Origin of the sequence: Streptomyces sp. NPDC006208 (assembly GCF_040613775.1) — a bacterium.
Taxonomy (GTDB): Bacteria; Actinomycetota; Actinomycetes; order Streptomycetales; family Streptomycetaceae; genus Streptomyces.
On the sequence record NZ_JBEXSW010000037.1, the window covers coordinates 20,914 to 46,201 of the forward strand.

Consider the following 25,288-nt stretch of genomic DNA (forward strand, 5'->3'; position numbering starts at 1 on the left):
CGGGCCCGCGGTGTGCCCGGACCCTGGGGAGACTCGACGTGAGCAGTGACGACGTGAGCGGTGACGACGTGAGCGGTGGCGGCATGAGCGGTGGCGGCATGAGCATGGGCGACGTGAGCTACGACTTCGATGCCGTCGTCGACCGGCGCGGTACGTGGTGCATCCAGTGGGACGGGGTGGCCGACCGCTTCGGTGTCGACGGGCTCCTGCCGTTCACCATCTCCGACATGGACTTCACCTCCCCGCCCGAGGTGCTCGACGCCCTTCAGCGCCGGGTCGCGCACGGGGTCTTCGGCTATACAGACTGGCAGCACGAGGACTTCCTCTCCGCGATCCGTCACTGGTTCGAGACCCGGTACGGCACCGAGATAGACACCGACCTGGTCGTGTACGGGCCCTCCGTGCTGAACCAGCTCTCCCAGCTGCTGCGGATGTGGTCCGTGCCCGGTGACGGCGTGGTCGTCCACACCCCCACGTACGACGGCTTCATCAAGGCGATAGGCGGCCTGGGCCGGGAGCTGCGCGGGGTGCCGGCCGGTGACATGGCGGAGCTGGAGCGACAACTCGCCCGCCCCGACAGCAAGGTCCTGGTCCTGTGCTCGCCCCACAACCCCACAGGCAGGGTGTGGACACATGCGGAACTGACGTCGATGGCCGAACTGGCCGCGCGCCATGAGGTCGCGGTGGTCAGCGACGAGATCCACGCCGACTTCACCCACGGCGGGCGGCCGCATCTGCCGTGGGCCCGGTACGGCAGCGGGCGCTGGGCGCTGATCACCTCGGCCACCAAGTCCTTCAACTTCCCGGCGCTCAGCGGCTCGTACGGCGTGGTCGGCGACCGCGACGACCACGCCGAGTTCCTGCGGCGGATGCGGACCGGGGAGGGACTCGCCTCGCCGGCCGTGCTGTCGCTGACCGCCCACATCGCCGCGTACCGGCAGGGCGGGGCCTGGCTGGACCAGCTCAACGCCTATGTGGCGGGCAATCTGCAGATGCTCGCCGACCGGCTCGCCGCGGCGTTCCCCCAGCTCGGCTGGCAGCCGCCGCAGGCCGGGTATCTCGCCTGGATCGACCTGCGGCCGCTCGGAATCGACGACACGGCGCTCCAGCGGGAGCTGATCGAACGCCAGAAGGTCGCGATCATGCCGGGCACGACGTACGGCAGCCCGGGATGCGTCCGCCTCAATGTCGGCTGTCCGCGCAGCAAGGCCGAGCGCGGTGCGGACGCCCTGATCCGGGCCCTCGGCCGACTCGTGTGAGCCGCACGCTGCTGGGATGATCCCGGTATGGACACCAGCCCGGACCGCGTGGGAAGCATCCGGCTCCCGACGGCCACCGGTCGCTGGGTGGTCCTGACGACGGTGCTCGGATCGAGCATGGCGATGCTGGACTCCACCGTCGTCAACGTCGCTCTGCCGCGTATCGGCGAGGACCTGGACACCGACATGGCGGGCCTCCAGTGGACCGTCAACGCCTACATGCTCACGCTGGCCTCGCTGATCCTGCTCGGCGGGGCGCTCGGCGACCGCTACGGGCGGCGGAAGATCTTCGTGCTGGGCGTCATCTGGTTCGCGGTCGGATCGCTGCTGTGCGGACTGGCGCCGAACGCCTGGATCCTGGTGGTCGCCCGCGCCGTCCAGGGCGTCGGCGGCGCGCTGCTCACCCCCGGGTCGCTGGCGCTGATCCAGGCGAGCTTCCACCCCGATGACCGGGCCCGTGCGGTCGGTCTGTGGTCGGGGTTCGGCGGCGTCGGCGCGGCGGTCGGCCCCTTCGTGGGCGGCTGGCTGGTCGACGGACCCGGCTGGCGCTGGGTGTTCCTGCTCAATGTGCCGCTGGCCGCGCTGTGCGTGCCGGTCGCGATGCGGCATGTTCCGGAGTCGCGTGACCCCAAGGCCACCGGCCGCTTCGACGTGCTGGGGGCGGTGCTCGGTGCGGCCGCGCTGGGCCTGGTGACATACGCGCTGATCGCGGCGGCGTGGTGGGCGGGGGCCGTGGGCGTCCTCGTGGGGGCCGCGTTCGTCGCGGTCGAGCGGCGGCGGCCGGAAGCGATGCTGCCGCTGTCGATGTTCGCGTCACGCACGTTCACCGCGGTGAACGTGGTGACGCTGTGCGTGTACGCCGCCTTCGCCGGGTTCTTCTTCCTGGCCGCCCTGCAGCTCCAGGTGGTCTCGGGCTACTCCGCGCTCGGCGCGGGCGTCGCGCTGCTGCCGGTCACCGTGCTGATGCTGCTGCTGTCGGCGAAGTCCGGGGAACTGGGGGAGCGGATCGGCCCGCGTATCCCGCTCACGGTCGGTCCGCTGCTGTGCGCGGCCGGGATGCTGCTGATGCTGCGGGTCGGCGAGAACGCGTCGTTCCTGACGGAGGTCCTGCCCGCACTGCTGGTCCTGGGTCTGGGCATGGTGACCCTGGTCGCCCCGCTGACCGCGACCGTGCTGGCGTCGGTGGACGTCGGGCGGGCGGGGATCGCGAGCGGTATCAACAACGCGGCGGCCCGTGCGGCCGGTCTGCTCGCCGTTGCGGCGCTGCCCCTGCTGGCGGGGATGGGCCCGGAGGCGTACCGCTCGGCGGAGGAGTTCGGGGCGACGTTCCGGCGGGCCATGCCGATGTGCGCGGGGATCCTGGTGCTGGGGGCGCTGATCGCTGTGCTGACGGTGCGCACCCCGAAGGACAAGGCGGCGCACTGCCACCCGCAGTGCAAGGTCAACTGCGGCGTGGTGTCCCCGCCCCTGGAGGCCTCGGGCGGCGACCAGGCCCGTGCCTGAGCGGCGACCAGGCCCGTGCCTGACGAGGGTGCGCCCGTCCGCTGCCGCGCCTCGGTGTGGGGGCGGTCGCCGACCTCTGCCACGGGCGTGCGGCGTCGTACGCCGGGACGCGACCGCGCCGGTGGCCGCGGACACCACTGCCGCCACCGGCGCCGGGTCGCGGCCCGCTAACGCATCAGTTCGTTGTACGCCTCTTCGCTGCTGTCCTTCAGGAACTGGCTGCAGCGCTCCGCCTCGTCCGTTTCCTTGATCGACTCCGCTGCGCGGGCCAGGGCCGCCAGGCATCGCAGGAAGCCGCGGTTGGGCTGGTGGCTCCAGGGGATGGGGCCGTGGCCCTTCCAGCCGGCGCGCCGGAGCTGGTCGAGGCCCCGGTGGTAACCGGTCCGCGCGTACGCGTACGACTCGACCACGCGGCCCGCCTCGAAGGCATCGTCGGCGAGCATCGCCCAGGCGAGCGAGAAGGTGGGGAAGTCGGCGACGACCTGCGCCGGGTCCGCCGACTGCTCTCCCAGCCGCCGGTACGGCTCCTCCTGGTCCGGCAGATAGGTCGGATCGGGGCCGCCCAGCAGGTTCTTTTGAGTGCTCATACGTGCAGTCTGCCACTCCTCGGCGATCACCCTCCGGCGCACGAACAGGCCCGGTACGATCGCACGTACTGACGAATTCACGGGGGAGAGACCTGTCTTGGGCAAGCGAGCCGCACCCCGCCGCGGCGGCAGCCGGAGCCGTGCACGCCGCGGTTCGTCCCGCCGCCGCCGTTCCGTCGCCCCGCTACTGACCCTCGGCGCGTGCCTGGCCGCCCTGTCCGTCGGCGGCGGCGCCGCCCTCGCGCACTGGCACGGCGAACGGTCCGCCGCCGTGGAGGCGAAGCCGGCCGAACCCGTCGAGGAGCCCACAGCCTCGCAGCCGAGGACGCCCGATGCCTCGCCCGAGGCCCCTGCCGAGCCGGCCCCGCCCCGTCCCTCCGCTCCCTCCCGTGTGACGCCGCCCGCCGCCTCCCCGTCCGCCGAGCCGTCCGCGTCCCCGTCGTCGTCCCCGTCGCCGAGTGCGTCGTCCGCGAGCGTGCCTGTCTCCGGCGCCGGGACCTTCGCCGTCGCGCGGTCCTCCGGTGCGCCGGCCGGCTCGGGCCTGCCGCGCCGCTACCAGGTGGAGGTCGAGGACGGCACGGGCGTCCAGGCGGAGCAGGCGGCCGCGGAGATCGAGAAGATACTCGCCCACCCGCGCGGCTGGGCGGCCCACGGCCACGGCCGATTCCAGCTGGTGTCGGAGAACGCCGACTTCGTGATCAGAATCGCCACGCCCACCACCGCGGACAAGCTCTGTCTCGAGCAGGGATTCGACACGGGCGGTGAGCTGAACTGCGAGACCGCCGACGGCGTCGTGGTCAATCTGCGGCGCTGGATGCTGGGCTCGCCGACGTTCGACGGGGCGCCCGCCGAGTACCGGCACCTGATCATCAACCATGAGGTCGGGCACGAGATCGGCAACCGGCAGCACATGGGCTGCCCCGGTGACGGGAAGCCCGCGCCGGTGATGATGCAGCAGATCAAGGGCCTGGACGGCTGTGTTTCCAATGCCTGGCCGTACGACGAGAAGGGGACCTATCTCACCGGACCACCGGTGTGAGTCTCTGCTTATGATGCCGGTGGGGACCGGGGCCCACACCGGACAGGAAGGGGCGGACCGCTACCCGGATGTCGAGGAGACAGCAATGTCACATGACTCCGCCCCGAATCTGGATTTCGCGGGCACCACGCCGTACGAGGACTACGTCCAGGCGGACGTGCTCACCCATCTCCAGCATCCGCGCTCGGACGACCCGGGCGAGATGGTCTTCCTGGTCACCACCCAGGTCATGGAGCTGTGGTTCACCGTCATCGTCCACGAGTGGGAGACCGCTGCCGCGGCGCTGCGTGAGGACCGGCTGCCGGTCGCCATGGAGGCGCTGAAGCGGTCGGGATGGGAGCTCGAGGCGCTGAACGCCTCCTGGAAGCCCCTCGCCCAGCTGACCCCCGCGCAGTTCAACGCCTACCGCGCCGCACTCGGCGAGGGATCGGGCTTCCAGTCGGCGATGTACCGCCGTATGGAGTTCCTGCTCGGTGAGAAGTCGGCGTCGATGCTGGTGCCGCACCGCGGCGCGCCGCGGGTGTACGCGGAGCTGGAGAAGGCGCTGCACGAGCCGAGCCTGTACGACGAGGTGCTGCGGCTGCTGGCACGCCGCGGTCTGGCCGTGCCGGACGAGGTGCTGCGGCGCGACCTGTCGCAGAAGTACGAGCCGTCGGAAGAGATCGAGAAGGTCTGGGCCGAGGTGTACGGCGGCGCGGACCAGGACACCGACCTGGTGCGGCTCGGTGAGGCACTGACGGACGTCGGCGAGCTGGTGTGGCGCTGGCGCAACGATCACCTGGTGGCGACCCGGCGGGCGATGGGCTCGAAGGTCGGCACGGGTGGCTCCGCCGGGGTTTCCTGGCTGGAGAAGCGTGCCGCCAAGAACGTGTTCCCCGAGCTGTGGACGGCGCGCAGCCATGTCTGAGTACCTGGCCCAGCGGGCCGCGGCGCTGGACGCCGCAGACGAACTGGCCGGTGCGCGCAAGCTGTTCGCGCTCGATGACGCTGTCTACCTTGACGGCAACTCCCTCGGCGCGCTGCCCGCGCACGTCCCGGACCGGGTCGCCGACGTGGTGCGGCGCCAGTGGGGCGAGCTGCGGATCCGCTCGTGGGACGAGAGCGGCTGGTGGACGGCGCCCGAGCGGATCGGCGACCGGATCGCCTCTCTCGTGGGGGCGGCGCCGGGGCAGATCGTGGTCGGCGACTCCACGAGCGTCAACGTCTTCAAGGCGGTTGTGGGCGCGGTGCGGCTGCAGGACGACCCGGCGTGTACGGATGTCCTGGTGGACGCCACCACCTTCCCGACCGACGGATACATAGCCGGGTCGGCGGCCCGGATGACCGGCAGGCGGATCGTCCCGGTGGACCCGGCGGACCTTGTGTCGGTGATCGGACCGAGCACCGCGGCGGTGCTGCTCAACCATGTGGACTACCGCTCCGGCCGGCTGCACGACCTGCCGGCCCTGACGGCGGCGATCCACGACGCGGGCGCGCTCGCGGTCTGGGACCTGTGCCACAGCGCGGGCGCGCTGCCGGTGGGCCTGGACGAGCACGGCGTGGACCTGGCGGTCGGCTGTACGTACAAGTACCTGAACGGCGGTCCGGGTTCGCCGGCGTACATCTATGTGGCCGAGCGCCATCAGGCCGCGTTCGACTCGCCGCTGCCGGGGTGGAACTCGCACACGGACCCGTTCGCGATGACCCCCGGCTTCGAGCCGGCGGACGGCGCGGTCCGGGGCCGGGTCGGCACCCCCGACATCCTCTCGATGCTGGCGCTCGAAGCGTCGCTGGACGTCTGGGACGGGGTCTCGGTCGACGCCGTGCGGGCCAAGAGCCTGGCGCTGACGGACTTCTTCCTGGAGTGCGTCGAGGCGTATGTCCCCCAGGGCCGGGTGACCTGCCTGACGCCGGGCAAGCACGCGGAGCGCGGCAGTCAGATCGCGCTGCGCTGCGAGGACGCGCCGCGGGTGATGCGGGAGTTGATCACCCGCGGCGTGATCGGCGACCTGCGCCGCCCTGATGTCCTGCGCTTCGGCTTCACGCCGCTGTACGTGGGCTTCGCGGACGTGGAGCGCGCGGCGCGCGTCCTGTCGGAGGTCTTGGCCGAGGCGTAGCGCCCATGGGGCGGGGGGCCCGCTGTCTGCGCGCGGCATGCATGTGCTCGCGGCAGTCAGCGGGTCCACCCGTCGGACGGTGGGTGCGTCGGCGCGGTGCGTCGCCAGGGGCGCAAGTCCATGGCCCCGCCGGCAGCGGGGAGTCGCCGCCTGCGCCCGGCGACGGGTGCCTGGGCGCCGGGCCGCAGTGGGCGGACGCCGTGCCGCCGACGGCGGCCCGTCGGGCCCGGCCACCGGTCGGTGCGTGAGGCCGTCACCGGCGAGCGGCAGTGTGCCGTCGGCCGGCGTGGTTCCGCGTCCGCGCGTCCTGCCGGAGGTCCCGGCCGAGGCGTGGCGCCCATGGGACGGGCAGCTCGCCGCCTGCGCGCTGCGCATGTTCAGCGGTCCACCGGTCGGACGGCGGTGCGCCGCACGCGCCGGTGGGCAGTACGCCCCCGGTGCCGGGCGCTGGTAGCTTCCCGCTGATCACGTCGTACATCCACACCGCGGGAAGTTGGAGCAGCCCATGCCGGACCCCGTCGCCCGTGACGCCGCCGAGGAAGAGTCGGCCTTCTCGCATCCCGCCGTCGCGCCGGACGTGTCCGTCGCGTACGGGGAGCACCCGGACCACGTCGTCGACTTCTACGCGCCCCGGGGCGGGGAGGACGGTGCCCCGCTGGTCGTCGTGATGCACGGCGGGGCGTGGCGGGCGCCGTACGACCGGCAGCATGTCACTCCGTTCGCGGACTACCTGGCCCGGCGCGGGCTCGCCGTCGCCAGTGTCGAGTACCGGCGAGGGCGGGAGATCCCGCAGCAGGGCGGCGCCGGGCCGGTCGCCGGGCGGTGGCCCGACACGTTCGACGATGTCGCCGTCGCCATGGACGCGCTGCCGGACCTGGTGCGCGAGGCGCTGCCGCAGGCCGATCCGCGGCGGATCGTCGTCACCGGGCACTCGGCCGGCGGGCACCTCGCGCTGTGGGCCGCCGCCCGCCATGTGCTGCCGGCGGGCTCCCGGTGGCGGCTGCCCGCGCCGCCCGCCCTGCGCGGCGTGGTCGCGCTGGCGCCGATCGCCGACTTCGCGCGGGCCGTCGAACTCGATGTGTGCGGCGGCGCCGTATCCCAACTCCTCGGTGGTGAGGACGAGTTCGAGGCTCGCAGCGCGCACGCAGACCCGGCCGTCCTGCTGCCCACCGGAATCGCGACTGTCATCGTCCAGGGCCGGGAGGACATCGTGGTGCCGGCCGGCGTGGCCGAGGCATTCGTCGACGCGGCGGCGAAGGCCGGCGAGACCGTCGGGCTGACCCTTCTCGAGGAGGTCGGGCACTTCCCGCTGATCGACCCGGCGGCCGACGCATGTGCCGTCGTGGCGGAGGAGATCGCCCAACTCGCTTGGTGAGCAAGGAAAAAGCTGGGGCTTGCGGACAGAAGCTGACCGCAAGCCCTTCTACCTTCTTCCCATGACGAATCTCGTGACCGGAGCAACCGGAACCGTTGGCCGCCAGGTAGTCGCGGAGCTGCTCCGCCGTGGACACGCTGTCCGTGCCCTGACCCGTGACCCCGCGAAGGCGGACTTCCCCGCCGGGGTCGAGGTCGTCCAGGGCGACCTCACCGAACCCGGGACGCTCGCCGCCGCGCTCGAGGGCGTCACGGGTCTGCATCTGATCACCTTCGGCGGGCCGTACTTCGCCCCGCTGGAGACCGGCCCGCGCATCCTGGAGCTGGCCCGTGAGGCCGGCGTACGCCGGATCACCGTGCTGCACGGCGGCGGCCCGAGCCTGCTGGAGGACGCGGTCCGGGCGAGCACTGTGGCCTGGACCGTGCTCATGCCCGTCGAGTTCATGGCCAACGCCCTCGAGTGGGCCGAGGACATCCGCGACACGGGCGAGGTGCGCGAACCGTTCGTCGACCGGCTCAGCGCCATGGTCCACGAGGCGGACATCGGCGCGGTCGCGGCGGTGGCCCTCACCGAGGACGGGCACGCGGGCCAGGAGTACGTGATCACCGGTCCGCAGGTGCTGACCCTGAAGGACAAGACCGAGGCGCTCGCGGCCGCCCGGGGCGGTGAGATCCGGCTCGTCGAGCTCAGCGAGGAGCAGGCGGTCGGGAAGTGGCGGGCCGGGGGCCTGCAGGAGGACGTGATCGGCTTCCTGCTGGAGGCGTACGGCAACACCCCGCTCGTCGGCCGCACCGTCGCCGGCACCGTCGAGAAGGTCACCGGACGGCCGGCGCGGACCTTCGCCGAGTGGGCCCAGGAGCACGCGGGCGCCTTCCGCGCCTGAGGCCGGGTCCGCGGGGAGTGTCCGGGTGTGAGACACCCCGGCAATCCCCGTACGACCTGCAGGTACGCGCGGTAGTACTCAGGACGGATGCCGCAGGATCCGTATCGCTGATGACGACCGGACCCGCGGTCGCCGCTTACCTTTCTCTACGTGACCGAGAAGACCCGCAGCCCTGAGTACCGCCTGGCCCAGGGAGCGCTCAGCGGCCTCCGCCAGGACCTCTTCCACAACGCCTTCGCCTACCGGCCGCTGCCGCCCCTGCGGCCGGACGGGCCGCTGGTCCGCCGGCTGCCCGGCAAACGGATACGCCGGGCCGCGGTGTGGCTGCCACACGCCGTGGTCCTCTTCCTGGCCTTCATCACGCTGATGCTCGCCTCCGCCTCCACGGGCACCGGGCTGGACTTCCTGGTCGTAGGTTTCGCCCCGGCGGTGGCCGTCGGCATGACGCTGGTCAGGCCCGTCGGAGCCTGGTGGGTGTCGATGGCGCCCACGCCGTTCGTGGCGGTACTGGGCAGCTGGGGCGACTGGCCGTGGGCGCCCTCGGGCTTCCTGGGGCACCTCACCGTGATGACCGTGGTCGCGCTGCGGACCCGGCCGCGCACGGCGGCCTGGATGTGGGTGATCACCGCTGCGTACTCGGTGTTCGCCGATACGGCGATCTCCCGCGGATACGGCTCCAACGCCCCGGGGATGCTCTTCACCTCCGCCTTCGTCCTGCTGATCGTGAGCATGTTCCTCACCCGCCGCGAGGCGCGGCAGGAGGTCGCGGCCGAGAAGACCGTCACGGCCGTCGAGCGCGACCGCCGCACGCTGCTGGAGGAGCGCACCACCATCGCCCGTGAGCTGCACGACGTGGTCGCGCACCACATGTCGGTCGTCGCGATCCAGGCCGAGGCCGCCCCGTACCGGGTGGAGAACCCCCCGGAGGAGCTGGAGAAGGCGTTCGCCACGATTCGCGAGAACGCGGTGGCTGCGCTGACCGAGCTGCGCCGCATCCTCGGTGTCGTACGGGCGGAGGACTACGAGGCGCCGGACGCCCCGCAGCCGGTCCTCGCCGATCTCGACAACCTGCTGGGCAATGTCCGGGAGGCGGGCCTGGAGACGGAGAAGACGATCACGGGCGCCGTGCGCGCGCTGCCGCAGGGCGTCGAGCTGTCGGCGTACCGGATCATCCAGGAGGCGCTGAGCAACGCGCTGCGGCACGCACCCGGCGCGACGGCGAAGGTCGAGATCTCGTACGTGCTCGGCGGTCTGGGCCTGCGGATCGTGAACACCGAGCCGCAGGGCCTGGTCAAGCCCTCCCCGGGGGCCGGCCACGGCATCACGGGCATGCGGGAGCGGGTGTCCATGCTGAGCGGCGAGATGACCGCCGAGCCCACCGAGGAGGGCGGTTACGAGGTCACCGCCTTCATCCCCGTCGCCCAGACCGTCGCCGAGGAGGCGTCATGACCATCCGTGTCCTTATCGTCGACGACCAGATGATGGTCCGCGAGGGCTTCTCCGTCCTGCTGAACGCGATGCCCGACATCGAGGTCATCGGAGAGGCGGTGAACGGACGCGAGGCTGTCACCAAGACCGCGGAGCTCGCGCCGGACGTGGTGCTGATGGACATCCGGATGCCGGAGCTGAACGGCATCGAGGCCACCCGGGAGATCCTCGCCGCGCCCGGCGAATCGAAGGTGCTGGTGCTCACCACCTTCGACCTCGACGAGTACGTGTACCAGGCGCTGCGCGCCGGGGCGTCCGGCTTCCTGCTGAAGGACGCGTCCGCCCGGCAGCTCGCGGACGGGGTGCGGGTGGTGGCGGCGGGCGAGGCACTGCTCGCCCCGACGGTCACGCGCCGGCTGATCACCGAGTTCTCGAAGCTCTCCGAGACCCCGCGCCCGGCGGCCCTGACCCAGGTCGGCGATCTGACCGAGCGTGAGACGGAGGTCCTGGTCCTGATCGCCCAGGGTCTGTCGAACGCGGAGATCGCCTCGCATCTGGTGGTCGCCGAGTCGACGATCAAGACGCATGTGAGCCGGGTCCTGGTGAAACTGGGCCTGCGGGACAGGACGCAGGCGGCTGTGTTCGCGTACGAGGCGAGGCTGGTCACGCCGGGCTGACGTGCGGGGGCCCCGAGGCGCTAGCGTCGGGGCATGGCAGAGACGTTCGATCCCTGGTCGCCCTCCTTCGTCGCCGACCCCTACCCCGCCTACGCCGAACTGCGCGCCCGCGGCCGGGTGCACTGGTTCGAACCGACGCGGCAGTGGCTGGTTCCGCGCCACGCGGACGTCTCCGCGCTGCTGCGGGACCGGCGGCTCGGCCGCACGTATCTGCACCGCTTCACGCACGAGGAGTTCGGGCGTACGCCGCCGCCCGCGGCGCACGAGCCGTTCCACACGCTCAACGATCACGGGATGCTGGACCTGGAGCCCCCGGACCACACCCGTATCCGGCGCCTGGTCTCGAAGGCGTTCACGCCGCGCACGGTCGAGCGGCTGCGCCCGTATGTCCACTCGCTCGCCTCCGAGCTGGTGAGCGCGCTGGTCGCGGAGGGCGGCGGCGACCTGCTGACCGCGGTCGCCGAGCCACTGCCGGTCGCCGTCATCGCGGAGATGCTCGGAATCCCGGAGTCCGACCGCGGGCAGCTGCGGCCCTGGTCGGCGGACATCTGCGGAATGTACGAGCTGAACCCCTCGCAGGAGACGGCGTCAGCGGCCGTCCGGGCGTCCGTCGAATTCTCCTCCTACCTGCGGGAGTTGATAGCGGCCCGCCGCAAGGATCCGGGTGAGGACCTGATCTCGGGTCTGATCGCCGCGTATGACGCGGGTGACCGGCTCAGCGAGCAGGAGATGATCTCGACCTGTGTCCTCCTCCTGAACGCGGGCCACGAGGCGACGGTGAACACCACGGTCAACGGCTGGTGGGCGCTGTTCCGCCACCCGGACCAGCTTGCGGCCCTGCGCGCCGACCGCTCGCTGTTGTCCACAGCTGTGGAGGAGCTGATGCGCTACGACACCCCGCTCCAGCTCTTCGAGCGCTGGGTCCTCGACGACGTGGAGATCGACGGCACCACGATCCCGCGCGGCTCCGAGGTCGCCCTCCTCTTCGGTTCGGCCAATCGTGACGCGGACGTCTTCGCCCACCCCGACACCCTCGACCTGTCCCGCGAGGACAACCCTCATATCTCCTTCAGCGCGGGCATCCACTACTGCATCGGCGCTCCCCTCGCCCGCATCGAACTCGCGTCGTCCCTGGCGGCGCTGCTGGACCAGGCCCCGGCCCTGCGCCTCGCGGCGGAGCCCGAGCGCAGTGCGAACTTCGTGATCCGCGGTCTGAAGCAGCTGCTCGTCGAGGTCTGAGCCCGGCGGGATCCGGCCTGATCCCGCGACAGGGCCGTAGTCCACCCCGGTCATGGTCTCCGGCCGTTCGTGGGACTCGAGGGCTGCCCCGGTTGCGCTGTCGACCACCTTGGGCACCCATGCTCGCGCCGGGCCCGACCCGGAGGAGCAACAGCGACGGCGGAGCCGTACCGCTCCGCCCCGCGCGGACAGGAGACACAGCATGCTCAAGATGGCAGCGACTCGGACGGTGTGGCGCCGGTGGGTGCCGGCCGTGACCGTGGCGGTCGCAGTGGGATCGGCCGGAGTGGTCGCGGCCACGCCGGCCGCGGCCCAGACCCTCGTGAACTGCACCAGCCAGAACCTGCAGACCGCCATCGACAACGCCGCTCCCGGGGCGACACTCATGATCCGTGGAACCTGCTACGGCAACTTCAGGGTCGGCAAGAGCCTCAGCCTGGTCGGGGTCGGCGGGGCGGTACTCGACGGCAACCACGAGGGCACTGTCCTGACCGTCCGCGGCAGCCGGAACGTCCAGGTGGACGTCGCCCGCCTGGGCATCGCCCACGGCTTCGACGTCGACGGAGGAGGCCTGCTGAACGTCGGCGCCACGGTGACGCTGAGCAACTCCACGGTGCGCGACAACACCGCCACCCGGTTCGGCGGCGGCATCGCCAGCAGCGGCAAGCTGATGCTGATCAACTCCAAGGTGCAGGCCAACACCGCACGGGCGGGCGGCGGCATCGCCAACGCCGGCTCATTGGAGCTGAGCCTGTCCAAGCTGCGCGGCAACACCGGCCTGCGGGCCGGCGGCGGGCTGCTGAACCTCGCCGGCGGCACGGCGCGGCTGAGCGCCTCGACGGTGATGCTGAACAGCGCGCAGGCCGGCATGAGCGGCGGGATCCACAACGTCGGCGGGCCCGTGGTCATGGTCCACTCCGTGGTCACCGGCAACTCGCCGAACAACTGCAGCTCGGTCATCCCGGGCTGCCGGGGCTGACGCGACGAAGCCCGGCGCCGGGCGGACGGCCCGTCAGGTCGTCCGCCCGGCGTCGCGCGTCCGGGGGGACACGGTCAGGTGGTCATGTCCCGGCGCCGCAGGCCCACCAGGCCCGCCACCACCAGCACCACCGCGAGCGCCGTCAGCGTCAGTACGGGGGTCCACGCCATCTCCGGGCCCGGAAGCTTCGGCAGATGGGCGAAGGGGGACAGGTTCAGCACGGACTGCGGCAGGTTCAGCGCCGGTCCGATCCAGCCCAGTGCCAGCGACAGGCCCGCCCCGCCCCACGCCGCCACCGCCGCCTTCGGGAACGCCCCGTACAGCAGGACCGCGAGTCCGCCCAGCGTCCACACCGCAGGCAGCTGCACCAGGCAGGCGCCCAGGATCGGGCCGAGGTCCTGGCCGTACGCGAGCGACAGGCCGAGCCCGGCGACCGTCATGATCAGCACGGCGCCGCCGAAGGCGATGAGCAGATGCCCCGACGCCCAGCGCAGCCGCCCGACCGCGCCCGCGAGGACGGGCTCCGCGCGCTGCGAGGTCTCCTCGCTGTGCAGTCGCAGTACGGAGGCGACGACATACAGCGCGGCGATCATGCCGAACATCCCGGCCATCGTGGCGAGGAAGGCGTCGGTCAGTGCCGACTGTCCGCCCATGCGCTCGAAGATCTCCCTGGCCCGCTCGTTGTCGCCGACCAGGTCCGCCGCGCCCTCGACCATGCCGCCGAAGACGACTCCCGCGAGCAGGAAGCCCAGCGTCCAGCCGAGCACGCTGCCGCGCTGCAGCCGCCGGGCCAGCGCGCCCGCGCCGGCGAGCTTCCCCTCGGCCGGGCCGGGCCTGGCGGGCAGGAAGCTCATGCCCATGTCGCGCCGCCCCGTGAGCTCGTACGCGATCACCGCCTGGACCGTCACGGCGGCGGCGACCAGCAGCAGCACCCACCAGCGTTCGGCGGCGAACGCGCGGACGTTCTCGGCCCAGCCGACGGGCGAGAGCCATGTCAGCACCGACGAGCCTCCTCCCAGGCCTCCGGCCCGGGAGGTGCCCCCCGCGTCACCCGCCGCCCGCAGGACGAACGCGAACCCGAGGACCGCCGCCGTCACGCCCTTCGCGAGCCGCGCGCTCTCGGTGATCTGTGCGACGCTCGCGGCCATGGTCGCGAAGACCATGCCCGTACCGCCGACGGCGAGCCCGAGCGCGAGCGCACCGCCCGCGCCCTGGCCGGCCAGACCGGCCGTGATCACGAGTGCGACCGCGGCGTTGGCGACGAGCGCGGTGAGCAGTGCGGCGGTCAGTGGCGCGCGCCGTCCCACCACGGCCGAGGACAACAGCTCCTGACGGCCCGTCTCCTCTTCCTCCCGGGTGTGCCGGACGACGACGACCAGGCTCATCACGGCCGCGAGGACCGCGGCGAAGGCGCCGAACCGCCAGGCGACCAGTCCGCCGACCGAGTCGCCGAACACCGGCCCGTACAGGGAGCGCATCGAGCTGTTGGCGGACATCGAGCGGGCGACATCGGCCCGCTCGGCCTGCGTCGCGTACAGGGTCTCCAGCGAGCCGACGCCGCTGACGACCATGCCGCCGATGACCAGGACCCAGACGGGCATCATGATGCGGTCACGGCGCAGGGCGAGCCTCAGCAGCGTGCCCGTTCCCGCCAGTTGGCGGCTGCGGCGGGCGACCGCGGTGATCCGGGGCGCGTCGGCGACGGCGGTCATCGCGACATCGCCTCTTCAGGTGCGTAGTGGCGGAGGAAGAGCTCCTCCAGGGTGGGCGGCGTGCTGGTGAGGGACCGGACGCCCGACCCGGTGAGCGAGCGCAGGACGGCGTCGAGCTTGTCGGTGTCGACCTGGAGCCTTACGCGGTGGCCCTGCACGTCGACGTCGTGCACACCGGGCAGCTGGGCAAGTCCATCGGGCGGGGAGGCCAGTTCGGCACTCACGCTCGTACGCGTCAGATGACGCAGCTCGGCGAGCGAGCCGGACTCGACGGTCCGTCCCTTGCGGATGATGCTGACCCGGTCGCAGAGCGCCTCGACCTCGCTCAGCACATGGCTGGACAGCAGGACGGTCCGGCCGCGGCTGCGCTCCTCGGTCACGCAGTCCTGGAAGACCTCCTCCATCAGCGGGTCGAGGCCGGAAGTCGGCTCGTCCAGGATCAGCAGGTCCACGTCCGAGGAGAAGGCGGCGACGAGGGCGACCTTCTGGCGGTTGCCCTTGGAGTACGTACGCCCCTTCTTGGTGGGGTCGAGCTCGAACCGCTCGATCAGCTCCGCGCGCCGGGCCTTGTCGAGGCCCCCGCGCAGGCGCCCGTACAGGTCGATGACCTCGCCGCCCGAGAGGTTGCGCCACAGGGTGACATCGCCCGGGACGTATGCGATCCGGCGGTGCAGGTCGACGGCGTCGTGCCAGGGGTCCTTGCCGAGCACCTGCGCCGCTCCCGAGTCGGCACGCAGCAGGCCGAGCAGGACCCGGATGGTGGTGGACTTCCCGGCGCCGTTGGGGCCGAGGAAGCCGTGGACCTCGCCGGCCTCGACGGCGAGGTCCAGACCGTCCAGCGCGTGCGTGCGCCCGAACGACTTGTGCAGCCCGGAGACGCTGATTGCCTTCGTCATGTTTCAGAACGTACGCTGTTTTCACAAAATTGTGAAGTTAAGGAATCATATAAACTCGACCCCGGTCGTGAACAGGGGAGATGATCCGACAGTGACTGAACAGACCGCAGCGATGCCGGACGAAAGCGTGGTCTCCGCCTTCGTCGAGCGCTTCGCCGCTCAGCTGGTCGAGGCAGGCATGACCAGGATGCCGTCCCGGGTCTTCGCGGCCATCCTGGCGTCCGACGCCGGGGTCATGACCTCGGCCGAACTCGGCGCACAGCTGAAGGTCAGCCCGGCCGCGGTCTCCGGGGCGATCCGCTATCTCTCCCAGGTCGGCATGGTCACGCGGGAACGTGAGCCGGGCTCACGGCGCGACCGCTACCGCGTCCACAGCAACCAGTGGTACGAGGCCCTCACCAATCGCGACCAGGTCCTCAAGCGCTGGGAGGCGACCTTCCGGGAGGGGATGGCCCGGCTCGGCCCCCGGACGGCGGCGGGCCGCAGGCTCGGCGAGACGCTGGAGTTCTTCGAGTTCATCGAGAAGGAGCTCGCCCAGATGATGGAGCGCTGGCGGGAGCACCGCGAGCGCATCTACGGCGCGGGCTGACGCGTCCAGGCGGCTGCGGCGCAGGCCGCGGGTCCGCAGGTCCGCAACGGCCCCATGCAGCGCGTCGGGGGCCTCGTCGCGGGGGCTGCGGGTGGCGTGACCGCCGGTGCGGCCTGACCCGGGGTCGGCGACGGCCCCTGGGTCCGCAGGACAGCAACGGCCCCAAGGGCGTGCACGACGACGGCCGCGGGTCGGTGGGAAGCGCGGCCCCGTGACCGGGCTCGGCAACGGCCGCAGGGAGTACGGCCCCACGGCCGGGGACGCCACCGGCCCCGGGCGCCCCGCGCCCTCACGCCGCCGGCAGCGTCAGCCCCCACGCCCCCTGCCGCATCGTCCAGGTCCGGGTCCGGACCGGACCCGTGATCAGGGCGTCCGCGCGGTAGCGGAAGTCCGCGCCGGAGACCGTGACCGTCAGGGCCCGGGCGCGCAGCGGTACGGACCCGGCGTCGTGCTGGACGGTCACCTCGGCCCGGCCGCCGGCCGTCCGGACCGTCACGCCCTCCACCGGCTGGTCCAGATCGGTCAGCAGCACCCCGTCGGCCTCCACGCGCAGCCGGTGCCGACGGGGAGGGGGCGCGGGCGGGGCGGGCCGGACCAGGGTGCGGACCAGCGAGCGGCAGGTGGTCCACACCGACGCGCCGTGCCCGTCGGCGGCGTCCCGCGCCGGATCCCGCACCGCGGGAATGGTGAGATCGCCCAGCACCACGCCGTCGCTCTCGTCGACCAGCAGATCCAGCCGCCGTACGGCCCCGTCCAGCACCGCCCTCGCCGCCGCGACAGCGCCTGCGGGCACGCCCAGCGAGTGCGCGAGCTGCACGGACGCGCCCACCGGGATCAGTGCCAGCGCGTCGTCGCCGAGGCGGCGGTCCCGGTGAAGCAGGGTCACGGCCCGCAGCAGCGCCCGGTCGTCACCCACCACGACAGGCCGGCGCGGCCCCCTGCGGGCGAGTGCCCGGGCGAACTCTTCGTGGCTCTGGGGGAGACAAATTTTCGCCTCCGACCCGCCGCACAGCACATCCTTCGCAATTCGCACGGACTCGCCGTCAGTTCGGCGGGCGACCGGGTCGATGACCACCAGCAGCTGGTCGTGATCCGACACCTCGGTCCTTCCTCGGGTAGCATCTTTGTGCAAGAGCCCCTTGCGCTATTGCGCCAGGGGCTTCGTCTATTCCGGGGCAACCGGTCCGAAGACTCAGGCACGGCTCAGGCCCCCTGACCTTGGTCTTGCCCCGCCCGGAAGGGGTGTACGCCTGTGCCCGCACTTGTGCTGCTCGGTGCTCAGTGGGGTGACGAAGGCAAGGGAAAGGCCACCGACCTCCTCGGTGGATCCGTTGATTATGTGGTGCGCTATCAGGGTGGCAACAACGCCGGCCACACGGTTGTCGTCGGTGACCAGAAGTATGCGCTGCATCTCCTCCCTTCCGGAATCCTCTCGCCGGGGTGCACCCCGGTCATCGGCAACGGTGTCGTCGTGGATCCGGCGGTTCTGCTCTCCGAGCTGAGCGGGCTGAACGACCGCGGTGTCGACACGTCCAAGCTCCTGATCAGCGGAAACGCCCATCTGATCACCCCGTACAACGTCACTCTCGACAAGGTGACGGAACGGTTCCTTGGTAAGCGCAAGATCGGCACGACCGGCCGTGGCATCGGACCGACCTACGCGGACAAGATCAACCGCGTCGGCATCCGCGTCCAGGACCTGTACGACGAGTCGATCCTGACCCAGAAGGTCGAGGCGGCGCTGGAGGCGAAGAACCAGCTCCTCGCCAAGGTCTTCAACCGCCGGGCGATCGAGGCGGACAAGATCGTCGAGGAGATGCTCCAGTACGCGGAGCAGATCAAGCCGTACGTCGCCGACACCACGCTGATCCTGAACAACGCCATCGACGAGGGCAAGGTCGTCCTCTTCGAGGGTGGCCAGGGCACGCTGCTCGACGTCGACCACGGCACCTATCCCTTCGTCACCTCCTCCAACCCGACCGCGGGCGGCGCCTGCACGGGCGCGGGCGTGGGACCGACGAAGATCAGCCGGGTCATCGGCATCCTCAAGGCGTACACGACCCGCGTCGGCGCGGGCCCGTTCCCGACCGAGCTGTTCGACGAGGACGGCGAGGCGCTGCGCCGCATCGGCCACGAGCGCGGTGTCACCACCGGCCGCGACCGCCGCTGCGGCTGGTTCGACGCGGTCATCGCGCGCTACGCGACCCGGGTCAACGGCCTGACCGACTTCTTCCTCACCAAGCTGGACGTGCTGACCGGCTGGGAGCAGATCCCGGTCTGCGTCGCGTACGAGATCGACGGCAAGCGGGTCGAGGAACTTCCGTACTCCCAGACCGACTTCCACCACGCGAAGCCGATCTACGAGTACCTGCCGGGCTGGTCCGAGGACATCACCAAGGCGAAGACCTTCGACGACCTGCCGAAGAACGCGCAGGACTACGTGAAGGCGCTGGAGGAGATGTCGGGCGCCCCGATCTCGGCGATCGGCGTCGGCCCCGGCCGGACCGAGACGATCGAGATCAACTCGTTCCTGTAGTACGGCTGGTACGGCTCACCGGCAGGGGCGCCCCGGATGGTGCGGGGCGCCCCTGCCGTCTGCCCTCAAGCGAGGCGGGTGCCGCGGCCGGTCTGTTCGGGTCCTGCCCGGAGGAATCCGGTCAGGGGTGCTCGAAGGCCTGGAGTACGCCGCCGACGGCGAAGCACAGGGCTCCGGTGAGCGTTCCCCAGTCGGCCACCGCCGCACTCACCAGGTTGCCGGTGCCCGGCACGGTGAAGTCCGCCAGCGCCGCCACCATGAAGAGCGCGGATCCCAGCTGGTTGACCGCGACGATCCACCAGCCGAGGTCGTGCACGCGCAGGCTCGCCAGCCCATGGCTCACCTCGGCCAGGGCCAGCTGCCCGGAGATCAGGAACAGCACGCAGCCGATGACGTCGGGTGCCCAGACCAGCCGGTTGGTCTGCCGGGAGGTCAGCCCTTCCAGGAACGAGTCGAGCAGGTTGATGCCGAACACGAGCGTCCCGGCGAACAGCAGGAACGTGCCGAGCCAGTCGATCCGCATCGGTTCGTAGCTCCACCACCGCCACGGGACGGGCTCCAGTGTGTCGGAACCGCTGCGCCGGCGAGGAGCGTTGACGGACTGGAGCAGGGAGGCGTAGCCGCCGGTGTTGAAGAACAGTCCTCCCGCGAAGTAGATCGACACGCCTGCCGTCGGGCTGCTCGACGTGAGTGCGTACGCGGCGCCGAGCGCGAACAGCGAGCCGCCGAGCGTGAACGCCACGGCGGCTATGGTGTTGAGCCTGCCCAGTCGTTTCAGGGACTGAGTGTCCGCCGGATGCCGTACGGCTTTCGCGTCCTCGCCGGCCCGTACGGTGAGCGCACCGAGTTTGCGCACCGCGCGCGACTCCCAGATCGCGATGTCACCCTCGGCGTTGCGCCAGGTCAGCTTGGTGGTGAACGGCCCTGCGCCTTCGGCGAGCTCCTCGGTGCGACCCACGCGCGCCAGCGTAGAGCGCTCCGGGCGGCAGATGAGGGAGGACCTGCTCGGGGCCGTGTCACCGGCGCCTCGTAGGCTCCCGCCCATGAGCGACGGGGAATCCGGCAGACGGGTCATCGACGGGCGCTTCGAGCTGGAGGCGCGGCTCGGCGGCGGCGGTATGGGCATGGTGTGGCGAGCACGCGATCTGGTGCTGGACCGGGCCGTGGCCCTCAAGGAGGTGCGGCCGCCCGATCCCGGGCTCGCCGAGTACGACCCGGAGGCCGCGGCGATGCTGCGGGCCCGCGTGCTGCGGGAGGCGCGGGCGCTCGCCCGGGTCGACCACCCCAACGTCGTGACCATCCACCACGTGGTGGACGGCGGCGAGTACACCTACCCGTGGCTCGTCATGGAGCTGGTGACCGGCGGATCGCTCCAGGACCGGCTGGACAAGGGGCCGATGGCGCCCGCCGAGGCCGCCAGGGTCGGGCGGGACGTGCTGGCCGCGCTGCGGGCCGCGCACGACGTCGGCATCCAGCACCGTGACGTGAAGCCCGCCAACGTCCTGATGCGCCCCGACGGGCGCCCCGTCCTCACCGACTTCGGTATCGCCGCGATCCGGGAGTCGACCGCACTGACCGCGACCGGGTCGATCATCGGTACGCCCGACTACATGGCCCCCGAGCGCATCTCCGGCCACGACGGCGGGCCTGACGCGGACGTGTGGTCGCTGGCGATGATGCTGTACGTCGCGGTCGAAGGGCACCATCCGCTGCGCAGGGGGACGACCCTGGCGACCCTGGCCGCCGTCCTCAGCGAGGAGCTTCCCCCGCCCCGCCAGGCGGGGCCCCTCGCCGGGGTCCTGGCCGCCGTGCTCACCAAGGACCCGGCCGCGCGGCCGGACCCGGAGACGGTCGACCGGATGCTCGCGGATGCGGCACAGGGCAGGGACAGCGCCCCGGGCCCCGCCGGCGCCACCACGTCGTACCGGCTGACGCCCCCTCCCGGACCGGCGACCGCGCCGTCCGCACCGGCCGGGTTCGGCCCGCCGACGGGCTTCGGGCCGCCGATGGGCTTCGGTCCGGCGACTCCGCACGATGCCGTGCCGGGCCCTATAGGGTCGCCGACCCCCTACCCGGCAGGCCCCACCCGGCAGACGCCGCCGTCCGGACCTGCGCGGCGCCGCATCGCGATCGCGTCGTCGGTGGTCGGGACCGTGCTCGCCGGCGTCCTGGTGTGGACCCTGCTGCCGGACGGCGGTGAGAAGGACCGCGACACCGCGTCGAACGCGCCGAGCTCGTCGTCGTCGACCGGGACGAAGGATCCGACGCAGAAGGCGCCCACGGCCACCCGGTCGGCGTCGGCACCGGCGTCGCAGGCCGACGCGAAGACCGATCTGCAGACCCCGGACGGCATCCGGACGGCGGTGAAGGAGATCAAGGCGGCGACGGGCACGAACCGCGCGTGTGCGTTCACCGTCTACGAGGACTACGTGTCCGCGGAGATCATGGTCAAGGGCAGCGACAAGAAGTACGACAGCTACACCTACCGCCCGGGCCAGGGTGTGGAGAAGGGCATCATCAGCAGCTCGATCATCGGCGGCGATCGCCCGTTCAGCCTGGACGACTTCGACTGGGACGTCGTCCCCGCCCTGCTGAAGCGGGCCGACAAGGACCTGAACGTGAAGAAGCCGACCATGCGCTACATCCTGGTCAATCCCGCCGACGACACCTTCGGTGATCCGCTGAACCTGGCCGTCTATCTCACCGACGACTACGTCACCGGCTACCTGCAGGCAGACCTCAAGGGCAAGGTGACCCAGGTCATGCCGGCCGAGAACTGACCGGCCCGTCGGCTACGCCTGGGCGGCGTGACCGACGAAGACGGCCCAGGCCTCGGGGGCCACGGTGAAGACCGGGCCGTCGGGGACCTTGGAGTCCCGGATGTGGATGGTGTGGGGGCAGGCGGCGACCTCGATGCACTCGCCGCCGCTGGCGTCGCTGTACGAGGACGCGCGCCAGTCGAAGGCAACCTCGATGCAGTCGCCGCCACTGGGGTTGCTGTAGCTCGACTTGAACCACCGGAGGGTGCTGGTCATTGCTGGTCTCCTGCCAACCGCTCGATGAGGCCCAGCGATTCACGAGGACCCAGGGCCTGTGCCCGGATCTTCGCATACCGCTGTGCATAGGTGCTCACCTTTCCCGGGTCGTTGATCAGCAGGCACTCCTCCTGCGGTTCCAGGTAGACCAGGTGGTCGTGCTCCGGCGTCTCGATCAAATTCATCTCGCCATATGCGCCCGCGTACTCACCGCTCAAGCCCGCATCCAACGGCAGCACCTGCAACGTCACGTTACGCCGCCTCCCGCACTCCGCCAGATACCGCATCTGGCCACGCATGATCTCCTCGCTCCCGATCGTCCGGCGCAGCACCGACTCCTCCAGCACCACCTCGATCAGCGCCACCGGCTCCCGCTCGAACAGCGCCCGGCGCGCCATCCGCGCCTCCACCAGCTCCTCCACCCGGTGCTCGGGCAACGGAGGGTAGCCACCGCCGATCAGCGCCCGCGCGTACTCCTCCGTCTGGAAGAGGCCGTGCACGACCAGCGTGGCGTACAAGTGCAGCCCCAGCGCCTTCTGTTCCAGCAGCGCGTAGTTCTTGAACTGGGCCGGGTACTTGTCCAGCCGTACGTACTCCCGCGCCTGCTCGAACAGGCCAAGCCCGTCCCCGAGGGCCGCCTCCAGCTGCACCAGCATCGCGTCGCTCGCCGGCTGCGCACACGTCTCCATCGCGCTCACCGCCGACGCCGTGAAGCCGATCCGGTCGCCTAACTGCTCTTGTGTCCAGCCCTTCCTGGCCCGCATCCGGCGTGCCATGTCGGCCACCAGCCGCGTCGTCGGACCCGCCGACTCCTTGTTCTCGGAACGCGCCATTTCCGATCACCTCCCGACTCGACCGGACTCAACCGATCACAACCCGTCCCTGCCGAACTCGACCCGGAACTAATGGCGTTGCCGCAGGTCAACCCCTGTGTGACGGCACGCCGTGCGCCATGGAAAACGCTAAGGGGGGATCGCCAGACTGGACGGGTGGATACACAAAGTCGCGAGGCGAACCTCGACTGGATTCCTGATTCCGGATTCCGACTCCGAAAGGCCGGAGTGCAATTCGACGCCGTGAGGGTCACGGGTGACGACGGCCATCGACTCGTCGACCTGATGGACCACATGACCGGCGGCGAGCCCGGCCCGGTCGTCGTCGATGTGAGCGGCCGCCGCTGTGCGTACTTCCTGCTCCCGCCGGGCAGCACCACCCGCCGTTCCTGGCCGCGCGGTGCGCTCTGCTACAACTTGGCCAACGGGTGCGAGAGTTACGTGCCGGTCCCGGCGCTTGCCGGGCGCACCTGGCCGCTGCTGTGGCGCTTCCCACCCGTCATGGCCGACCGCTTCGTCCATCCGGTCCTGCTGCGCAGCGCCGTGATCACGCTGCTCGGCTGAGTCCCCTGGACGCGGTGGTCACTGGCGGTAGTACTCCCCGGGTTCGCCGTCCGCGCTCATCCCGTACACGAGCAGCCGCTCCTTGCCCTCGAAGCGGTCGACGCGCAGATACTGCGATGTCGGACTGTCCACGCACTCGGAGTCCGAGGCCGCCTCGTCCGGGGTGGAGGGCCCCGCGACGAGGTAGGTGCCGACGCCCGCCAGCACGGCCGTGCCCGCACAGTGGAACGAGCCGCCGGTCGGTTCTCCGGTCTCCTCGTCCGTCCGCGGGTTCGTGTTGTCGAACCGTACGAGCGGCGCGCCGACAGGGCCCTGCGTGATCGTCACGCGGCGGTCGAACAGCTCGGCCTGCCCGGGTCCCCATTCGGGACCCGACTCGTCCTCCTGCCACACGCCGACGAACCTCGCCGGCACGACATCGGGACCGCTCTTCGACTTGCGGAAGGTCGACGTCACCGTTCCGGACCGCCACTCCAGCACGTCGGGGGAGCGGACCGTGAGCGTCTGGTGCGCGGCCGGGGTGCACTGCTTCTCGGGCACGCTCACCGTGACGTCGCTCTCGCCGAAGACGATCCGGTCGCTGTCCGCGGAGACGAGCACGGACCGGCCCATGCACAGGCGTTCGCCGGTGACCATCACGTACACCGCGGCCTTCTCACCGGCCTTGCCCTGCGTGATCTCGATGCGTCCGGTCGCGTACGGCGCCTGGGCGGTGCCCTCGAGCACCCCTTCCCACGCGCCGAGGAACGACCCGGGCACGATCCCGGCCGCTGCGGTGGACGCCTTGGCCGAACCGCTGCCACCGGAGGAGGACGGGGTACGCGCCGCGTTGTTGCTGCCGTCGTCGCGCTTGGCGCCGTCCGGCCAGAGTGCGGCCGCGGCAACGCCTCCCGCGGCGAGTACGGCCATCGCCACGGCCGAGGCCACCACTGCCGTACGCCGTCGGCGGCGCGGAGCCGGTGCGCCGGGTTCATCGGCCGGCGTGGGGTCGTCCCGGCCCGGTACGGGCGTGTCCGCGTCCAGCAGCTGTGCCGCGCTGCGACCGAGCCCGGCCAGCACCCCCGCGGGCAGCCAGGTGTCCCCGGTCCCCGGGTCCGTCGCGGCGAGCACGGAGGCGGACGGGCGGCGCTGCGGGTCCTTGTCGAGGCAGGCCCGGACGAGCGGGCCGAGCTCGGGCGGCAGGCCGGTGAGGTCCGGCTCGTCGTGCGCGATACGGAACATCATGGCGTGCGCGCCGCTGTCCACGGACCCGAACGGAGCCGTCCCGGTCGCCGCGTACGCCAGCACCGCGCCCAGGCAGAAGATGTCCGACGCGGGCGTCACCCTCTCGCCCCGCACCTGCTCGGGCGACATGAAACCGGGCGATCCGACGACCGCGCCCGTGCCGGTCAGCCCACCGTCGGTGACGGTGTCCACGGCGCGTGCGATGCCGAAGTCGATGATCCGCGGCCCGTCCACGGTGAGCAGGATGTTGGACGGTTTGAGGTCCCGGTGGACCAGGCCCGCGGAGTGGATGTGCGTGAGTGCGTCGGCGAGCCGGTGCGCGAGCGCCTGCACGGTGACGGGCGGCAGCGGCCCGAACTCCTCGCCGACCACGGTCCGCAGCGACGGCCCCGGCACATAGGTGATGGCCACCCAGGGGGCATCGGCCGAGGTGTCGGACGCGATCACGGGAGCGGTCCCGGCCCCGCCGACCCGCTCCAAGGAGGCCACCTCGCGCGCGAACCGGCGCCGGAACTCGTCCTGTTCGGCGAGCTGTGCGTGTACGAGTTTCACCGCGACGGTACGCCCGCCCTCGGACCGTGCGAGATACACCCGGCCCATGCCGCCTGAGCCGAGCCGGCCGATGAGGCGGAACGGGCCGATGCGGGAAGGGTCTTCGGGAGTAAGCGCATCCACTCGGTGATCCTCGCACGATCCCCTTGTCGTGTGCGCGACGTTGAGGGCCGGGGCCGTGATCGTGTCCGGGCCGTCCGGTGAGTCCGGTAGGAGCGGACTCCGGACCCTCGCGCGGGATCCTCGCTTCCGGGTGAACACGGCGGCCCGGCGGCACGTATA

General features: G+C 71.5%; 23 protein-coding genes. 15 read left to right on the plus strand and 8 right to left on the minus strand.

From position 1 onward, the window contains the following. The first annotated feature begins 104 nt into the window (after positions 1–104). Positions 105–1,259: a MalY/PatB family protein gene (locus ABZ208_RS27160; protein WP_356912141.1), complete on the plus strand. Its 1,155-nt coding sequence runs from the start codon at positions 105–107 to the stop codon at positions 1,257–1,259. A 27-nt stretch (positions 1,260–1,286) separates the two neighbouring features. Continuing rightward, complete coding sequence (locus ABZ208_RS27165; RefSeq protein ID WP_356912081.1) at positions 1,287–2,762, plus strand: MFS transporter; 1,476 nt, start codon at positions 1,287–1,289, stop codon at positions 2,760–2,762. A 167-nt stretch (positions 2,763–2,929) separates the two neighbouring features. Here the strand turns inward: ABZ208_RS27165 and ABZ208_RS27170 are convergent, their stop codons facing one another. After that, positions 2,930–3,349 carry a DUF3151 domain-containing protein gene (locus tag ABZ208_RS27170; protein ID WP_356912082.1) on the minus strand — a complete coding sequence of 140 codons (420 nt, stop codon included), beginning with the start codon at positions 3,347–3,349 and terminating at the stop codon, positions 2,930–2,932. Between the two features lie 97 nt (positions 3,350–3,446). Between ABZ208_RS27170 and ABZ208_RS27175 the strand changes: the two genes are divergently transcribed. The 9 genes from ABZ208_RS27175 (at position 3,447) to ABZ208_RS27215 (ending at position 13,065) form a co-directional block, all read left to right on the plus strand. Beyond that, positions 3,447–4,388 (plus strand): DUF3152 domain-containing protein, encoded by a 942-nt coding sequence (locus tag ABZ208_RS27175; RefSeq protein ID WP_356912083.1) that lies wholly within the window; start codon positions 3,447–3,449, stop codon positions 4,386–4,388. An 85-nt stretch (positions 4,389–4,473) separates the two neighbouring features. Next, positions 4,474–5,295 (plus strand): tryptophan 2,3-dioxygenase family protein, encoded by an 822-nt coding sequence (locus ABZ208_RS27180; RefSeq protein WP_328398442.1) that lies wholly within the window; start codon positions 4,474–4,476, stop codon positions 5,293–5,295. Continuing rightward, positions 5,288–6,484, plus strand: coding sequence for a kynureninase (gene kynU, locus ABZ208_RS27185; RefSeq protein WP_356912084.1), 1,197 nt, complete (start codon positions 5,288–5,290; stop codon positions 6,482–6,484). The genes ABZ208_RS27180 and kynU overlap by 8 nt, the downstream gene beginning before the upstream one ends. 505 nt (positions 6,485–6,989) lie before the next feature. Further along, a complete protein-coding gene (locus ABZ208_RS27190; protein ID WP_356912085.1) occupies positions 6,990–7,859 on the plus strand; it encodes an alpha/beta hydrolase in 870 nt (289 codons plus the stop codon). Positions 7,860–7,920: 61 nt separating this feature from the next. After that, positions 7,921–8,742 carry an NAD(P)H-binding protein gene (locus tag ABZ208_RS27195; RefSeq protein ID WP_356912086.1) on the plus strand — a complete coding sequence of 274 codons (822 nt, stop codon included), beginning with the start codon at positions 7,921–7,923 and terminating at the stop codon, positions 8,740–8,742. 150 nt (positions 8,743–8,892) lie between these two features. Then, entirely contained in the window at positions 8,893–10,191 is a 1,299-nt protein-coding gene (locus tag ABZ208_RS27200; RefSeq protein WP_356912087.1) for a histidine kinase, read from the plus strand. Next, on the plus strand, positions 10,188–10,847 hold the full coding sequence (locus ABZ208_RS27205) for a response regulator transcription factor (RefSeq protein WP_356912088.1): 660 nt from the start codon (positions 10,188–10,190) through the stop codon (positions 10,845–10,847). Before ABZ208_RS27200 ends, ABZ208_RS27205 begins: the two co-directional genes overlap by 4 nt. 33 nt (positions 10,848–10,880) lie before the next feature. Beyond that, complete coding sequence (locus tag ABZ208_RS27210) at positions 10,881–12,086, plus strand: cytochrome P450 (protein ID WP_356912089.1); 1,206 nt, start codon at positions 10,881–10,883, stop codon at positions 12,084–12,086. 202 nt (positions 12,087–12,288) lie between these two features. Continuing rightward, on the plus strand, positions 12,289–13,065 hold the full coding sequence (locus tag ABZ208_RS27215; protein ID WP_356912090.1) for a hypothetical protein: 777 nt from the start codon (positions 12,289–12,291) through the stop codon (positions 13,063–13,065). A gap of 74 nt (positions 13,066–13,139) precedes the next feature. On the opposite strand, the gene ABZ208_RS27220 is transcribed toward ABZ208_RS27215, so the two are convergent. Next, a complete protein-coding gene (locus tag ABZ208_RS27220) occupies positions 13,140–14,777 on the minus strand; it encodes an ABC transporter permease (RefSeq protein WP_356912091.1) in 1,638 nt (545 codons plus the stop codon). Further along, complete coding sequence (locus ABZ208_RS27225; protein ID WP_356912092.1) at positions 14,774–15,673, minus strand: ABC transporter ATP-binding protein; 900 nt, start codon at positions 15,671–15,673, stop codon at positions 14,774–14,776. The genes ABZ208_RS27220 and ABZ208_RS27225 overlap by 4 nt, the downstream gene beginning before the upstream one ends. 112 nt (positions 15,674–15,785) lie before the next feature. Here ABZ208_RS27225 and ABZ208_RS27230 point away from each other — a divergent pair, with 112 nt between their 5' ends. Continuing rightward, positions 15,786–16,262, plus strand: a complete 477-nt coding sequence (locus ABZ208_RS27230) for a helix-turn-helix domain-containing protein (RefSeq protein WP_356912142.1) — start codon at positions 15,786–15,788, stop codon at positions 16,260–16,262. A 289-nt stretch (positions 16,263–16,551) separates the two neighbouring features. Here ABZ208_RS27230 and ABZ208_RS27235 read toward each other — a convergent pair whose 3' ends face one another. Beyond that, positions 16,552–17,361 (minus strand): diacylglycerol kinase, encoded by an 810-nt coding sequence (locus ABZ208_RS27235; RefSeq protein WP_356912093.1) that lies wholly within the window; start codon positions 17,359–17,361, stop codon positions 16,552–16,554. A gap of 153 nt (positions 17,362–17,514) precedes the next feature. Between ABZ208_RS27235 and ABZ208_RS27240 the strand changes: the two genes are divergently transcribed. Then, the gene (locus ABZ208_RS27240) at positions 17,515–18,798 is read left to right on the plus strand and encodes an adenylosuccinate synthase (RefSeq protein ID WP_328398425.1); all 1,284 of its coding nucleotides are present in this window, start codon (positions 17,515–17,517) and stop codon (positions 18,796–18,798) included. Positions 18,799–18,919: 121 nt separating this feature from the next. Here the strand turns inward: ABZ208_RS27240 and ABZ208_RS27245 are convergent, their stop codons facing one another. After that, positions 18,920–19,756, minus strand: a complete 837-nt coding sequence (locus ABZ208_RS27245; RefSeq protein ID WP_356912094.1) for a hypothetical protein — start codon at positions 19,754–19,756, stop codon at positions 18,920–18,922. An 85-nt stretch (positions 19,757–19,841) separates the two neighbouring features. On the opposite strand from ABZ208_RS27245, the gene ABZ208_RS27250 reads away from it, so the two are divergent. Beyond that, positions 19,842–21,578, plus strand: coding sequence for a protein kinase (locus ABZ208_RS27250; protein ID WP_356912095.1), 1,737 nt, complete (start codon positions 19,842–19,844; stop codon positions 21,576–21,578). A gap of 12 nt (positions 21,579–21,590) precedes the next feature. Here ABZ208_RS27250 and ABZ208_RS27255 read toward each other — a convergent pair whose 3' ends face one another. Then, positions 21,591–21,833 (minus strand): DUF397 domain-containing protein, encoded by a 243-nt coding sequence (locus ABZ208_RS27255; RefSeq protein WP_356912096.1) that lies wholly within the window; start codon positions 21,831–21,833, stop codon positions 21,591–21,593. Beyond that, positions 21,830–22,666 (minus strand): helix-turn-helix transcriptional regulator, encoded by an 837-nt coding sequence (locus ABZ208_RS27260; RefSeq protein WP_356912097.1) that lies wholly within the window; start codon positions 22,664–22,666, stop codon positions 21,830–21,832. Before ABZ208_RS27260 ends, ABZ208_RS27255 begins: the two co-directional genes overlap by 4 nt. A 156-nt stretch (positions 22,667–22,822) precedes the next feature. Between ABZ208_RS27260 and ABZ208_RS27265 the strand changes: the two genes are divergently transcribed. Continuing rightward, positions 22,823–23,230: a hypothetical protein gene (locus ABZ208_RS27265; RefSeq protein ID WP_356912098.1), complete on the plus strand. Its 408-nt coding sequence runs from the start codon at positions 22,823–22,825 to the stop codon at positions 23,228–23,230. An 18-nt stretch (positions 23,231–23,248) separates the two neighbouring features. Here the strand turns inward: ABZ208_RS27265 and ABZ208_RS27270 are convergent, their stop codons facing one another. Beyond that, complete coding sequence (locus ABZ208_RS27270) at positions 23,249–25,129, minus strand: serine/threonine-protein kinase (RefSeq protein ID WP_356912099.1); 1,881 nt, start codon at positions 25,127–25,129, stop codon at positions 23,249–23,251. Positions 25,130–25,288 lie beyond the last annotated feature (159 nt).

What these genes read in the sequence shown, in the direction of transcription:
- ABZ208_RS27205 (WP_356912088.1), top strand. Translation starts at nt 10,188, where the DNA reads ATGACCATCCGTGTCCTTATCGTCGACGACCAGATGATGGTCCGCGAG.
- ABZ208_RS27215 (WP_356912090.1), top strand. Translation starts at nt 12,289, where the DNA reads ATGCTCAAGATGGCAGCGACTCGGACGGTGTGGCGCCGGTGGGTGCCG.
- ABZ208_RS27160 (WP_356912141.1), top strand. Translation starts at nt 105, where the DNA reads ATGGGCGACGTGAGCTACGACTTCGATGCCGTCGTCGACCGGCGCGGT.
- ABZ208_RS27190 (WP_356912085.1), top strand. Translation starts at nt 6,990, where the DNA reads ATGCCGGACCCCGTCGCCCGTGACGCCGCCGAGGAAGAGTCGGCCTTC.
- ABZ208_RS27210 (WP_356912089.1), top strand. Translation starts at nt 10,881, where the DNA reads ATGGCAGAGACGTTCGATCCCTGGTCGCCCTCCTTCGTCGCCGACCCC.
- ABZ208_RS27260 (WP_356912097.1), bottom strand. Translation starts at nt 22,666, where the DNA reads ATGGCGCGTTCCGAGAACAAGGAGTCGGCGGGTCCGACGACGCGGCTG.
- ABZ208_RS27250 (WP_356912095.1), top strand. Translation starts at nt 19,842, where the DNA reads ATGAGCGACGGGGAATCCGGCAGACGGGTCATCGACGGGCGCTTCGAG.
- ABZ208_RS27195 (WP_356912086.1), top strand. Translation starts at nt 7,921, where the DNA reads ATGACGAATCTCGTGACCGGAGCAACCGGAACCGTTGGCCGCCAGGTA.
- ABZ208_RS27165 (WP_356912081.1), top strand. Translation starts at nt 1,287, where the DNA reads ATGGACACCAGCCCGGACCGCGTGGGAAGCATCCGGCTCCCGACGGCC.
- ABZ208_RS27180 (WP_328398442.1), top strand. Translation starts at nt 4,474, where the DNA reads ATGTCACATGACTCCGCCCCGAATCTGGATTTCGCGGGCACCACGCCG.
- ABZ208_RS27225 (WP_356912092.1), bottom strand. Translation starts at nt 15,673, where the DNA reads ATGACGAAGGCAATCAGCGTCTCCGGGCTGCACAAGTCGTTCGGGCGC.
- ABZ208_RS27230 (WP_356912142.1), top strand. Translation starts at nt 15,786, where the DNA reads ATGCCGGACGAAAGCGTGGTCTCCGCCTTCGTCGAGCGCTTCGCCGCT.
- ABZ208_RS27255 (WP_356912096.1), bottom strand. Translation starts at nt 21,833, where the DNA reads ATGACCAGCACCCTCCGGTGGTTCAAGTCGAGCTACAGCAACCCCAGT.
- kynU (WP_356912084.1), top strand. Translation starts at nt 5,288, where the DNA reads ATGTCTGAGTACCTGGCCCAGCGGGCCGCGGCGCTGGACGCCGCAGAC.
- ABZ208_RS27170 (WP_356912082.1), bottom strand. Translation starts at nt 3,349, where the DNA reads ATGAGCACTCAAAAGAACCTGCTGGGCGGCCCCGATCCGACCTATCTG.
- ABZ208_RS27220 (WP_356912091.1), bottom strand. Translation starts at nt 14,777, where the DNA reads ATGACCGCCGTCGCCGACGCGCCCCGGATCACCGCGGTCGCCCGCCGC.